General features: G+C 64.7%; 11 protein-coding genes. 9 read left to right on the forward strand and 2 right to left on the reverse strand.

Annotated elements, in window-relative coordinates; genetic code table 11:
- Nucleotides 1-2,769, reverse strand: a 2,769-nt coding sequence (locus AC25ND_RS13955; RefSeq protein WP_486976392.1) for a retention module-containing protein, incomplete at its 3' end; no start/stop codon positions are given.
- 64 nt (nucleotides 2,770-2,833) lie between these two features.
- On the opposite strand from AC25ND_RS13955, the gene AC25ND_RS13960 reads away from it, so the two are divergent.
- The 8 genes from AC25ND_RS13960 (at nucleotide 2,834) to AC25ND_RS13995 (ending at nucleotide 11,917) form a co-directional block, all read left to right on the forward strand.
- On the forward strand, nucleotides 2,834-3,115 hold the full coding sequence (locus AC25ND_RS13960; protein WP_139121047.1) for a hypothetical protein: 282 nt from the start codon (nucleotides 2,834-2,836) through the stop codon (nucleotides 3,113-3,115).
- A 2-nt stretch (nucleotides 3,116-3,117) separates the two neighbouring features.
- Entirely contained in the window at nucleotides 3,118-4,455 is a 1,338-nt protein-coding gene (locus AC25ND_RS13965; protein WP_028689257.1) for a TolC family outer membrane protein, read from the forward strand.
- A 43-nt stretch (nucleotides 4,456-4,498) separates the two neighbouring features.
- A complete protein-coding gene (locus AC25ND_RS13970; protein WP_028689256.1) occupies nucleotides 4,499-6,655 on the forward strand; it encodes a type I secretion system permease/ATPase in 2,157 nt (718 codons plus the stop codon).
- Nucleotides 6,645-8,021, forward strand: a complete 1,377-nt coding sequence (locus AC25ND_RS13975; RefSeq protein WP_028689255.1) for an HlyD family type I secretion periplasmic adaptor subunit — start codon at nucleotides 6,645-6,647, stop codon at nucleotides 8,019-8,021. The genes AC25ND_RS13970 and AC25ND_RS13975 overlap by 11 nt, the downstream gene beginning before the upstream one ends.
- 211 nt (nucleotides 8,022-8,232) lie before the next feature.
- Complete coding sequence (locus AC25ND_RS13980) at nucleotides 8,233-9,132, forward strand: TauD/TfdA dioxygenase family protein (protein ID WP_062362642.1); 900 nt, start codon at nucleotides 8,233-8,235, stop codon at nucleotides 9,130-9,132.
- An 18-nt stretch (nucleotides 9,133-9,150) separates the two neighbouring features.
- Nucleotides 9,151-10,170, forward strand: a complete 1,020-nt coding sequence (locus tag AC25ND_RS13985) for an ABC transporter substrate-binding protein (protein ID WP_062362644.1) — start codon at nucleotides 9,151-9,153, stop codon at nucleotides 10,168-10,170.
- Nucleotides 10,171-10,176: 6 nt separating this feature from the next.
- Entirely contained in the window at nucleotides 10,177-11,040 is an 864-nt protein-coding gene (locus AC25ND_RS13990) for an ABC transporter ATP-binding protein (protein ID WP_062362647.1), read from the forward strand.
- A 13-nt stretch (nucleotides 11,041-11,053) separates the two neighbouring features.
- Nucleotides 11,054-11,917: an ABC transporter permease gene (locus AC25ND_RS13995; protein WP_062362650.1), complete on the forward strand. Its 864-nt coding sequence runs from the start codon at nucleotides 11,054-11,056 to the stop codon at nucleotides 11,915-11,917.
- Between the two features lie 12 nt (nucleotides 11,918-11,929).
- Here AC25ND_RS13995 and AC25ND_RS14000 read toward each other — a convergent pair whose 3' ends face one another.
- A complete protein-coding gene (locus tag AC25ND_RS14000) occupies nucleotides 11,930-12,487 on the reverse strand; it encodes a WYL domain-containing protein (protein WP_028689250.1) in 558 nt (185 codons plus the stop codon).
- A 206-nt stretch (nucleotides 12,488-12,693) separates the two neighbouring features.
- Here AC25ND_RS14000 and AC25ND_RS14005 point away from each other — a divergent pair, with 206 nt between their 5' ends.
- Nucleotides 12,694-13,506: a tetratricopeptide repeat protein gene (locus AC25ND_RS14005; RefSeq protein WP_247283792.1), complete on the forward strand. Its 813-nt coding sequence runs from the start codon at nucleotides 12,694-12,696 to the stop codon at nucleotides 13,504-13,506.
- Nucleotides 13,507-13,571: the final 65 nt, after the last annotated feature.

Consider the following 13,571-nt stretch of genomic DNA (forward strand, 5'->3'; position numbering starts at 1 on the left):
TTTCTGGCTGACCTTGACGGTGAAGGCCGGCTGCTGGTCTTCGGTCACATCGCCTTTGCCGACGATGGTGACGGTGACCTTGTCGCCCTGGTTGTCGGTACCAGGAGTACCAGTACCAGGTTCATCGGTCACGGTCGTGGTGACGGTGTTGTCGCCGAGGGTCAGCTTCTCGAAGTTGTCGCCACCGGCAACCGATTCGATCTTGTTGACGATGCTCGGCTGGCCACCGACGAACACGTCGTCCGGTGCAGTGATGGTGAAGGTACCGCTGGCGCTGCCGGCTGGAATGGTGACCTTGGTGCCGTCAGTCAGGGTGAAGGTCAGGCCGTTGTGGCCGGTGACCGACAGACCCTGGGCATTGGTCAGCGTCACGGTGTAAGTGATCTGGCCACCTTCGGACACAGTGGTCTTGTCGGCAGTGAGGGTCGCAACGACTTCGCTGACGGTGTCGGTGATCTGCACGGTGGCATCGCCACCCAGTTCCAGGTTCTCGAAGGTCTTGCCCGCCACGCTGGCGTCAGTCACGCCAAGAGTCACCGAGCTGGCGTCCTTGAACACGTCGTCGCCCTGAGCCGGCAGGCTGTAGGTGGCCTGGGTCTGGCCGGCGCTGATGACCACGGTGGCGCCATTGGACAGGGTCACGGTCAGGTCATGGTCGAGCTTCTGGCTGACCGACACGGTGAAGGTCGGCTGCTCGGCCTCGGTCACGTTGCCATTGCTGGCGATGCTGACGGTTACCGTGTCGATGCTGTCGCTGATCACGGTCTGGGTCGGCGTGGTGTCGGGTTCCAGCTTCTCGAAATTGCCACCGGTGGCACCGGTGATGCTGGTGCTGACCGTGCTGCCATTGACGAACACATCGTTGGCCGGGGTCTGGAAGTCAACGCTGCCGGTGCTTTCGCCGGCCTTGACGGTGATGGTCTGGCCGTTGGACAGGGTGACGGTGACCGGAGTCTGCGCCGGATTGGTAAGGGTCACAGTATAGGTGATCACGCCGCCTTCGGTGACGCTCGGGGTGGCGGTCAGGGTGGCGGTGGTGGTGTCGATCGAGTCGTTGATCTTCGTTTCAGCTGGCGTCGGGTTCGGCTCCAGTTTCTCGAAGTTGCCGCCCGTTGCCCCCGTGATCGTGGTGCTGACGGTGCTGCCGTTGTTGTAGACGTCATTGGCCGGGGTCTGGAAGTCGACACTGCCGGACGACTTGCCGGCCTCGATGGTGACGGTCTGGCCATTGGAGAGAGTGACGGTGACCGGGGTCTGGGCCGGGTTGGTCAGGGTCACGGTGTAGGTGATCACGCCGCCTTCGGTCACGCTCGGGGTCGCGGTCAGGGTGGCGGTGGTGGTGTCGATCGAGTCGTTGATCTTGGTTTCAGCAGGTGCCGGGTTCGGCTCCAGTTTCTCGAAGTTGCCACCCGTTGCCCCCGTGATCGTGGTGCTGACGGTGCTGCCATTGTTGTAGACATCGTTGGCCGGAGTCTGGAAATCAACGCTGCCGGTGCTTTCGCCGGCTTTGACAGTGATGGTCTGGCCATTGGACAGGGTGACGGTGACCGGGGTCTGGGCCGGGTTGTTCAAGGTCACGGTGTAGGTGATCACGCCGCCTTCGGTGACGCTCGGGGTGGCGGTCAGGGTGGCGGTGGTGGTGTCGATCGAGTCGTTGATCTTGGTTTCAGCTGGCGTCGGGTTCGGCTCCAGTTTCTCGAAGTTGCCACCCGTTGCCCCCGTGATCGTGGTGCTGACGGTGCTGCCATTGTTGTAGACGTCGTTGGCCGGAGTCTGGAAGTCGACGCTACCGGACGACTTGCCAGCCTCGATGGTGACGGTCTGGCCATTGGATAGGGTGACGGTGACCGGGGTCTGGGCCGGGTTGGTCAGGGTCACGGTATAGGTGATCACGCCGCCTTCGGTGACGCTCGGGGTGGCGGTGAGCGTGGCGGTGGTGGTGTCGATGGTGTCGGTGACCTGGGTAACCGCCGGGGTGGTGCTCGGCGTGACGATCAGGCCGTTACCGCCAGTCGTGCCGGTAATGGTCGCGGAAATCTGGCCGCCATCGATGTAGGGCGTGTCGTTGGCCGGGATGTTGACGTTGACGGTGCCGGTGGTCTGGCCGGCCGGGATCACGATGACGGCGCCGTTGGACAGAGTCACGGTCAGGTTGGTCAGCGGTGGCTGGCCGACGGTGGCGGTATAGACGATGACGCCACCCGCCTCGGTGATCGTGGGGGTGGCGCTCAGGGTCAGCCCTGTGGTGAGCGGGACGTTGGTCGTGTTGGTGCCGGCAGCGTTGCCGTCCAGTCCGCCCAGTTCCTCGTTCGCCAGGCCGGTGGCGAAGCCGATAGGGCCGGTGGGGAAGCCAATGGTCGGGTCGACCACCCCGGCGGTCTCTTCGAGCAGGACGAAGCTGTGTCCGCCGCCGACCGAACCGCCGCCTGCCGCGGCCGGACCAGCTGCGGTGGCTTCCAGCTCGGTGGTCGGGTCGGCACCGGCGGCGATGGCCTGTTGCAACTCTTCGACCGAGGGCGCTGCCTGGGCGGTGGCCTGGTTCAGGTCGATGCTGCTGTCGGGCGCATCGGCGCTCCACTGGGTGTCGCGGCCCAGGTCGAGCACACGGCCGTCGGCCAGTTCCAGGGTGACCGCGCCGCCCGCGCCGGTGTCTACCTGTTCGCCCGCCAGCAGGCGATCGCCTTCGATCAGTACGCGCCGGATGCCTTCTGGGGAAACTGCGATGACTTGGCCAACAATGCTTTTGACGATGGCGACAACAGTGCTCATTGGACTCTCCGGGCTACCTGTTCAGTTGGCTTCCATGCCTGGCCGGCGTTCGAGGCGGCGACTGATGGAATGTTTCAAATATGTTTTTGACGCTGATTTGCGTCAATTTTACGTCTATAATTTCTGGCTATTAAGTTTATGCCAAACTATTGACCTTCTGGCTGCCATCCTAAACAATCGCCAAGGTAATGTCACATTGATATTTGGCCAGCAAAGCCCTTTCTTTCGTATTAATCGCACTGCCTATTCGGAAGCTTCCTACATACAAGATCAGGGTTTGCCATTTTCCAAGGCAGGCACGGCTTCGGCTGTGATTTGGGACAACAGCTCTCTCGGGAACCAGTAAAAATGCGTGCGTCACTGTTCACCGCTCTTCCTTTCGCTCTCGCCGCCACATTCGTTCAAGCACAAACCTTGCCCGAAGCCATGCAGAAGGCCCTTGAGGTCCATCCGGAAATCCAGGCCGGCGTGAACGCCCGCACGGCTGCGGACTATCAGCTGCGTGCTGCCCAGGGCGGCTATTTGCCGCGGGTCGACGTGACCGCCGGTTACGGTCGCGAGGGCACCGACAGCCCAAGCACCCGCAACCGCTGGGAGACCCTGAACCGTGGCGAGTCGGCCATCCGCCTGCGGCAGATGGTCTTCGACGGCTTCGCCACCTCCAGCGAGGTCGGCCGTCAACAGGCCACCGTCAACGCCCGCGCCTACTCCCTGCTGGGGACCTCCGAGCGCACCGCGCTGACCGTCGCCCAGGTCTACCTGGACGTGCTGTCGCGCCGCGAGATGGTGCGCCTGGCCGAAGACAACCTGCGCAACCACGAGCGCATCCTCGACCAGATCAAGCTGCGCACCAGCCGCGGCGTCGGCCGCCTGGCCGACCTCGACCAGGCCGAGGCGCGCCTGGCCCAAGCCCGCAACAACCTGATCACCGAGCAGACCAACCTGGCCGATGCCAACACCAACTACCTGAGCGTCGTCGGACAAATGCCCGACGAGTTAAGCACGCCCGCGCCATTTGTCGACCTGCTGCCGGCCACCCTCGACGAGGCCCGCCACCAGCTGGTCGAGCAAAGTCCGATCCTGCGCTCGGCCGAGTCGGACATCGCCGCCGCCGAGAAGCAATACGAAGCGGCAAAGTCTACGTTCTATCCTCGTTTCGATGCCGAACTCGGACGAACGGCCGACAACAACCTCGACGGCGCCGTCGGCCACAACAACGAATGGCAGGCCATGCTGCGCATGAACTTCAATTTGTACGCCGGTGGCAGCAACAAGGCCGACCTGGAATCGAAGTCGTACCTGGCCAACCAGGCACTGGACATTCGCAACAACGCCTTGCGCCAGCTCAATGAGGAGTTAGGCTTGGCATGGAATGCTCTGGAGAACGCCAACGCCCAGGTGCCGATCGCCCAGCAGTACGTCGATCACAGCAACCGTGTGCGCAGCGCTTACCAGCAGCAGTTCGGCCTGGGCGAGCGAACCCTGCTCGACCTGCTCGACAGCGAGAATGAAACCTTCACCGCCCAGCGCCGTCTGGTAGAGGTGAAAAACACGCAAATGTTTACTCAGTATCGAATCAAGGCGACCATTGGTCAGCTGCTCAAGAGCCAGGGTGTCGTAGCACCGATGGCGTCCGTTGTGCAGAACGACCTGAAACCCAAGGTGAACCTGCCAGGCATGAACTGAAAGGCGCCTTGAACCTAACCCGCAAGGATGAAGAGAGCGCCGCGTGGAATCCGAAGTCAGTCGAGTCCAACTCAGCCACGATCCACGCAGTCAGCATGACGACCCGCTGCTGGACAGCCTGCTGACCCTGTGTGTCCTGCACCAGAAGCCCGCCAGCCGGGCCATGCTGACCACCGGGCTGCCCTTGCCCTCGCAGCGCCTGACCCCCGAGCTGCTGCCCCGTGCAGCCGCCCGTGCCGGGCTGCAGGGGCGCCTGCTGCAGCGCAAGCTCGAGCAGATACCCAGCATCGCCATGCCGGCGATGCTGCTGCTCAAGGAAGGCCGTTGCGCCGTCCTGCTCGGCTGGGAGAACGAAGACACCGCGCGCCTGCTGCTCAGCGAGAGCGACGGCGGCGAGGTGCATGTCACCCGTGAGGCGCTGCAGGGCGACTACAGCGGCAAGGTGTTCTTCGCCCAGCCGCAGCACAAGTTCGACGTCAACCACGGCAACCTGATCCCGCGCGCGCGCTCGTGGTTCCGCGACACCCTGCTGCGTAGCAAGTGGCTGTACATCGATGCCATCGCCGCCAGTCTGGTGATCAACCTGATTGCCCTGGCCGCGCCGTTGTTCGTGATGAACGTGTACGACCGCGTGGTGCCCAACCAGGCCACCTCGACCTTGTGGGTGCTGGCCATCGGCATTGCCGGTGCCTATGTCTTCGACCTGATTCTCAAAGGCTTGCGCAGCCTGTGCCTGGACCTGGCCGGCAAGAAGACCGACCTGATCATCTCGGCGACGCTGTTCGAGCGCATCGTCGGGATGTCGATGAAGTACCGCCCGGCACGGGTCGGCAGCTTCGCCCAGAACATCCACGAGTTCCAGGGCCTGCGCGACTTCCTCGCCTCGCTGACCCTGACCAGTCTGATCGACCTGCCGTTCACCTTCCTGATCCTCATGGTCATCGCCATCATTGGTGGGCACCTGGTGTGGATTCCGATCCTGGCCTTCCCGTTGGCGCTGGGCATCGGCTATGCCCTGCAGAAGCCGTTGATGGCAACCATGGAGCGCACCATGGCCCTTGCCTCCGAGCGCCAGTCGAGCCTGATCGAGACCCTCGCCGGGCTGGATGCGGTCAAGGTCAACAACGCCGAGAGCGAGCGCCAGTACATGTGGGAGCAGACCCTCGGCACCCTGAGCCGCCTGGAGCTGCGGGTGAAGGTACTGTCGGGCCTGGCCATGAACATCACCGCGCTGATCCAGCAACTGGCCGGCGTGGCGATGATCTGCGTGGGTGTGTACCTGATCATCGACGGCAACCTCAGCATGGGCGGCCTGGTGGCCTGCTACATGCTCAGCGGTCGCGCCCTTGGCCCGCTGGGCTCGCTGAACGGCCTGCTGGCCCGCTACCAGCAAGCCAAGGTGACCATGGTCGCCACCGACCAGATGATGGAACTGCCCCAGGAGCGCAACTTCGAAGAGCGCCCACTGAGCCGCCAGGTGCTGCAGGGCGCCATCGAGTTCCGTGGGGTCGAGTTCACCTACCCGAATCAGCAGAACCAGGCGCTCAAGGGCATCAACCTGAACATTCGCCCGGGCGAGAAGATCGGCATCATCGGCCGCAGCGGGTCGGGCAAGAGTTCCCTGGCCAAGCTGATCGTGGGCCTGTACGAACCGGACAACGGCTCGCTGCTGGTCGATGGCGTGGACATCCGCCAGATCGACGTCAGCGAACTGCGCCACAACATCGGCTACGTGCCCCAGGACATCCAGCTGCTGGCCGGCACCCTGCGCGACAACCTGGTGAGCGGTGCCCGCTACATCGAGGACGAACTGATTCTCCAGGCTGCGGAACTGGCCGGCGTGCATGAGTTCGCCCGGCTGCACCCCGACGGCTACGAGCTGCAGGTCGGCGAGCGTGGCCAGAACCTCTCCGGCGGTCAGCGGCAGAATGTCGCCCTGGGCCGCGCGCTGCTACTCAACCCGCAGATCCTGCTGCTCGACGAGCCCACCAGCGCCATGGACAACACCGGCGAGGAGCGTCTCAAGCAGCGCCTGGCCGCGGTGATCGAGAACAAGACCGTGCTGCTGGTCACCCACCGGGCTTCGTTGCTGTCGCTGGTGGACCGGTTGATCGTCATCGATCGTGGACAGATTGTCGCGGATGGCCCGAAAGCCGCCGTCATGGATGCGCTGAAGAAGGGGCAGATCAGTGTTGCATAAGCTGGATATCGGGCGTTTCAAGGACAACCTGCGCCGCTACTTCAAGGGCTCCGAGTCGCTGGCCGGCCAGCCGCTACCCGAGGTCAACAAGGCGTTGATCGAGGACGCGCCACGGGTGGTGCGCCTGACCATCTGGGGCGTGATCGCGTTCTTCCTGTTCCTGATCATCTGGGCCAGTGTCGCGCCCATCGACGAGGTGACGCGCGGGGAGGGCAAGGCCATCCCGTCGTCCAAGGTGCAGAAAATCCAGAACCTCGAGGGCGGCATCGTCGCCGAAATCTTCGCCAAGGAAGGGGAGATCGTCGAGGTCGGCCAGCCGCTGCTGCGCCTGGACGAAACCCGCTTCGCCTCCAACGTCGACGAGACCGAGGCTTCGCGCCTGGCCATGGCCTTGCGCGTGCAGCGCCTGACGGCCGAGGTCGAGGACAAGCCGCTGCAGATCGACGAAGAACTGCGCAAGGCCGCGCCAAGCCAGGCCGCCAACGAACAGTCGCTGTACCAGAGCCGTCGCCAGCAACTGCAGGACGAGCTTGGCGGCCTGCAGCAGCAACTGGTGCAGAAGCAGCAGGAGCTGCGCGAGTTCAACTCCAAGCGCGCCCAGTACGCCAACAGCCTGCAGTTGCTGCGCCAGGAAATCGCGATGTCCGAGCCGCTGGTGGCCCAGGGCGCGATCTCCCAGGTCGAGGTGCTGCGCCTGCGTCGCGCCGAGGTCGAGAACCGTGGCCAGATGGACTCCACCGCCCTGGCCATCCCCCGTGCCGAGGCGGCGATCAAGGAAGTCGAGAGCAAGATCGAGGAGACCCGCGGCAAATTCCGCAGCGAGGCGCTGACCCAGCTCAACGAGGCCCGCACCGAGCTGAACAAGGCCACCGCCACCAGCAAGGCGCTGGACGACCGCGTGCACCGCACCATGGTCACCTCGCCGGTGCGCGGCATCGTCAAGCAACTGCTGGTCAACACCATCGGCGGGGTGATCCAGCCGGGCAGCGACATCATCGAGATCGTGCCGCTGGACGACACCCTGGTGGTAGAGGCGAAGATCCTGCCCAAGGACATCGCCTTCCTGCACCCGGGCCAGGAAGCCACGGTCAAGTTCACCGCCTATGACTACACCATCTACGGCGGCATGAAGGCCAAGCTCGAGCAGATCGGCGCCGACACCATCACCGACGAAGACAAGAAGACCACCTACTACCTGATCAAGCTGCGTACCGACAAGAGCCACCTGGGCACGGACGAGAAGCCGCTGCTGATTATTCCGGGGATGGTGGCGACGGTGGATATCATGACCGGCAAGAAGACCATCATGAGCTATCTGCTCAAGCCGATCATCAAGGCCCGCAGCGAGGCGCTTCGCGAGCGCTGATCGATCTTGTGGGAGCGGCCTCGGTAAGGCCGCTCCTTCATATGGATATGTCGTAACGGTATTTAAAATCCTGTTCTTATGACTTTATAGTCACCCCACTGCGTACCCGCCGACCAATCGGCGCGCCGCACGACTCGAACCCACACGGGCAATCCCCGTGCGTTTCCGATCGTTGCGCGCCCTGAAGTCGCGCACTGCGTGGGAGTGAACAATGCCAGCCGCCTCGAACGCCTTGTCGACCATCGACAGCGCCCTGCCGCAAACCTTCGACATCCGTCCGTTCCCCGGCGCCGTTGGTGCCGAGATCATCGGCCTCGACCTGGCCCGTGCGGTCAATGCCGAGGATTTCACCCGTATTCACCGCGCCCACCTGGACCATCACGTCCTGGTGTTTCGCGACCAGCGCATTTCCCCCGAACAGCAGATCGCCTTCAGCCGCCGTTTCGGCGAGCTGCAGATCCATGTGCTCAAGCAGTTCCTGCTCGCCGGCCATCCCGAGATCCTGATCGTTTCCAATATCGTCGAGGACGGCCGCAACGTCGGCCTGGGCGATGCCGGCAAGTTCTGGCATTCGGACCTGTCGTACAAGGAGCTGCCGAGCCTGGGCTCGATGCTGCACGCCCAGGAGCTGCCCAGCGAAGGCGGTGACACCTTGTTCGCCGACATGCACAAGGCCTGGGACGCGCTGCCCGAGGCCCTGCGTCGGGTCGTCGAGGGCCGCAGCGCCGCCCACTCCTACACCGCCCGTTACGCCGAGACCAAGTTTGAAGGCAACTGGCGCCCGACGCTGACCGCCGAGCAACTGGCCCAGGTCCAGGAGGTTATCCATCCGGTGGTGCGTACCCACCCGGAAAACGGCCGCAAGGCGCTGTTCGTCAGCGAAGGCTTCACCACCCGCATCGTCGGCCTGCCGGATGACGAAAGCCGCGACGTGCTGCAACAGCTGTACGCCTTGAGCGTGTTGGAGCAGAACATCTATCGCCACCAATGGCAGCCCCACGACCTGGTGTTCTGGGACAACCGCTCGCTGATCCACCTGGCCACCGGTTGCCCCGCGCACCTGCGCCGCAAGCTGTACCGCACCACCATCCAGGGCGATGCCCCGTTCTGACGACTGAGGAAACACATCATGCGCAAATCCATCAGCCGCCTGGCGGCAAGTATCGGCCTGGGCGCCAGCTTGGGTCTGGGCAGCCTGGCGGCGCCGACCGTGGCCCATGCCGAAGGGCAGATCCGCATCGCCGAACAGTTCGGTATCGTCTACCTGCTGCTCAATGTGGTGCGCGACCAGCAACTGATCGAGAAGCACGGCAAGGAGCAGGGCCTCGACATCAAGGTCGACTGGGCCCAGCTGTCCGGTGGCGCGGCGATCAACGACGCCTTGCTGTCCGGCTCGGTGGACATCGCCGGCGCCGGTGTCGGGCCGCTGCTCACGGTGTGGGATAGAACCCGCGGCCGGCAGAACGTCAAGGCCGTGGCCTCGCTGGGCAACTTCCCGTACTACCTGGTCAGCAGCAACCCCAATGTGAAGACCATCGCCGATATCTCCGACAAGGACCGTATCGCCGTCCCGGCGGTGGGCGTTTCGGTGCAGTCGCGCTTCCTGCAGTATGCCGCCGCCCGGCAGTGGGGCGACAAGGAGTACAACCGCCTCGACAAGTACACCCTGGCCGTGCCGCACCCGGACGCCACCGCGGCTTTGCTGGCCGGCGGCACCGAGCTCAACGGGCACTTCTCCAACCCTCCGTTCCAGGACCAGGTGCTGGCCAACAAGAACGTGCACGTGGTGCTCGACAGCTACGACCTGCTCGGCCCCAACTCACCGACCCTACTGTTCGCCACCGAGAAATTCCGCAAGGACAACCCCAAGACCTACAAGGCCTTCGTCGACGCCCTGGCCGAGGCCGCCGACTATGCCCAGAAGGACAAGGCCGGCGCCGCCGACACCTACATCCGCGTGACCAAGGCCAAGATCGACCGCGAGGCGCTGATCAAGCTGATCGACAACCCGCAGTACGAATTCACCGTCACGCCGAAGAACACCTACAAGTTGGCCGAGTTCCTCTACCGGGTCGGCGCGATCAAGAACAAGCCTGAATCGTGGAAGGACTACTTCTTCCAGGATGAACGCCCGTTGCAGGGGAGCTGAGCGCCGATGACCGCCCCATTGCCAGGCCACACGGCCAGCAACCTGAGCCGTGTCGCCACCCCACCGCTGCTGGCGGTGGACAACCTGAGTCTTGAATACCGCACCGCCCAGCGCGTGGTGCGGGCCACCCACCAGGTCAGTTTCGAGGTCGACCGCGCCGACCGTTTCGTCTTGCTCGGCCCGTCCGGCTGCGGCAAGTCCACCTTGCTCAAGGCTGTGGCCGGCTTCATCGCGCCACGGGAAGGGCAGATCCTGCTCCAGGGCCAGCCGGTGCGCGGCCCGGGGCCGGACCGCATCGTGGTGTTCCAGGAGTTCGACCAGTTGCCGCCGTGGAAGACGGTGAAGCAGAACGTGATGTTCCCGCTGCTGGTGTCCGGCCAGCTCAAGCGCGCCGAGGCCGAGGAGCGGGCGCTGCATTACCTCGAGAAAGTCGGCCTGGCCGCCTTCGCCGACGCCTACCCGCACACCCTGTCCGGTGGCATGAAGGCCCGCGTGGCCATCGCCCGGGCACTGGCCACGCAGCCGAAGATCCTGCTGATGGACGAGCCGTTCGCCGCCCTCGACGCCCTGACCCGGCGCAAGATGCAGGAAGAGCTGCTGCTGCTGTGGGAGGAGGTGCGCTTCACCCTGCTGTTCGTCACCCACTCCATCGAAGAGGCGCTGGTGGTGGGCAATCGCATCCTGCTGCTGTCGCCGCATCCCGGGCGGGTGCGGGCCGAGGTGCACAGCCACCAGTATGACCTCGGTAGCCTCGGCGCCAGCGATTTCCAGGCCAGTGCCCGGCGTATCCACCGGCTGTTGTTCGACGAGGCCGATGCCTCGACGCCAGCGGACGATCTGGGCTTCAACGATATCCGTATCGCCTACTGACGGGAGCCAGGGCATGACGACGACACCTGTACGCCAGGAATACGAAGTGCAGCTGCAACCCCTGCCGGGTGTGCCGCTGGAGCGCGAGCTGCCGCTGGTGCAACGCTTGTGGCAACAGGGCTGGCTGCGCAAGGCCGTGATCCTGGTACTGCTTGCGTTGGTCTGGGAGGCCGTTGCCCGCTATACCGGCAACGACCTGCTGCTGCCGAGCTTCCTGCAGACCGCCAGCGCGTTGTGGGACGGGCTGCTCAGCGGCGAGCTGCCGGCCAAGGTCGGCGTATCGCTGGTGGTGCTGCTCAAAGGCTATGTGCTGGGCATCGTCCTGGCCTTCGGCCTGACCAGCCTCGCCGTCTCGACGCAAGTGGGGCGCGATCTGCTGGGCACGCTGACCTCGATGTTCAACCCGCTGCCGGCCATCGCCCTGCTGCCGTTGGCCTTGCTCTGGTTCGGCCTGGGCGACAACAGCCTGATCTTCGTGCTGGTGCACTCGGTGCTGTGGGCGCTGGCGCTGAACACCTACGCGGGCTTCCTGGGCGTGTCCGAGACCCTGCGCATGGCCGGGCGCAACTACGGGCTGCGCGGCCTGCGCCTGGTGCTGCATATCCTGGTGCCGGCGGCGCTGCCGTCGATCCTGTCGGGGCTGAAGATCGGCTGGGCCTTCGCCTGGCGTACGCTGATCGCCGCCGAGCTGGTGTTCGGCGCCAGCAGCGGCAAGGGCGGGCTGGGTTGGTACATCTTCCAGAACCGCAACGAGCTGTATACCGACAAGGTGTTCGCCGGATTGGCGGTGGTAATTCTTATCGGCCTGCTGGTGGAGGGGCTGGTGTTCAACACCCTGGAGCGGCTGACCGTGCGGCGGTGGGGGATGCAGCGCTAGGGCTCGCGGAGCTCAATTCCGATACCGCGCCGCAGCGCTGTCCAGCGTCCGCGCAATCTCCTCGCGCAGCGCCTGCGGCGCTTCCACCACCAGCCCATCCCCCTGGCTCAGCAACCACCAGCGCAGGGGCCAGCCGTCCGCCACCGTCGCCCGCAGCCGGTGCCCCTGTTCCAGGGCAGTCAGTTGCATGTCGGCAGTCAACGGCGCTTCGCGCAGTCGGCGGGCCAGCAGGTCGCTGATCCATGCCTGCAACTCGACCCCTTCCCCTTGCCCTGGCTGCAGCGTATCGCCGCGCAGGTACCCCTGCAGGTCGAAATTCCCACGCAGCTCGCCACCGGCATTGGCCGACCAGTGCCAGCCGAACGGGATGCTCTTGTCGTTGCGCTCCAGCGGGAAGATCAGCGACAGCTCGTTGAGGTCGCGCTCGACCGTGCGCTTGCTGACGGTGAAGCCCACGTCACGCAGGCGCCACACCAGTTCGGCACTGGTGATCCCGGGGGAGCGGCTGGGCAATTGACGGAGCAAGGCCCATTGGCGGCTGAGGGTGGCGCGGGTGGTGGCGAACGGCAAAAGGAAACGTCCTTGTCTAGGCTTGCCGGCATAGGATGGCGGCACGGGTAGGGCATGGCAATTGGCCACAGCGTGCTCAGATCAAGGAAGATGCAATTGGTTGCCTGGGATCAATTCGTTCGCGACAGGTTTTGTCGTGGCATCGCGCAGAATCACGCCTCACCACAGTGGAGGTTGGAGCTGTGGGTCGTTCAATGAGGATGAACATGTCTGCCGCCAGCAATATCCATTCGCTGCTCGCCCGGCTTCTCCCCGAGCGGATCGTCCCGGCCCCGGCACGCCCCGGACAGCGCCACAGGCTGTTCGCCGGGGTCGGCATGCCCAGCCAGCAGGCCTTGAGCGGCGAGCGTTTCGGCCTGTCCGATCGGCTGGACGAGGCGGTCGACCTGCAGGCGGTCTACCACGACCTGTGCCGCCAGGCTTTGCTGGGCAATGTCGCGGCGCTCAATGACCTGGGCTGGATCTGGCTCAACGGCAAGTACTGGCGCGGCGACACCGTGCTGGCCGGCCACCTGCTGCGCATGGCCGCGCTGCAGGGCAATGCCGCGGCCTGGTTCAACCTTGGCCAGCAGCATTATTTCGGCAAGGGTGTGGATGTCTCCTACGCCAACGCGGCCGATTACTACCGGCATGCCTTCGAGCGGGGCATGGTGCATGCCGCTGCGGCGCTGGGAGATTTGTACGAAGAAGAGGTGTGCGAGGGCGACCAGGTGTGGCAGGTCGACCCGCTCGAGGCGTACCAGTGGTTCCTGCGTGGCGCCCAGCGCGGGGAGACGCGCTGCCGCTTCGAGGTGGGCTACCGCTTGTTGCATGGGGTGTATGTCGAGGCGGACACCAAGGCCGGGCTGTATTGGCTGGAGCTGGCGGCGGCGACTGGCGTGATGCAGGCGGCCGAGGAGTTGGCGGTGCATTTCAGCAGCCGCGATGCGGCGCGCTACCTCGGCTGGCGCGACCAGGCCATCCAGATGGGCAGCACCCTGGCGCTGACCATGAAGCTGGAAGACCAGATCCAGCCGTGAGGCAATGTTCAGCGCGATCCCTGGAGCGGCCTTGCCGAGGCGTCGGACCGGTCGGACGCCTCGGC

This window comes from Pseudomonas sp. P110(2024) (assembly GCF_057480795.1).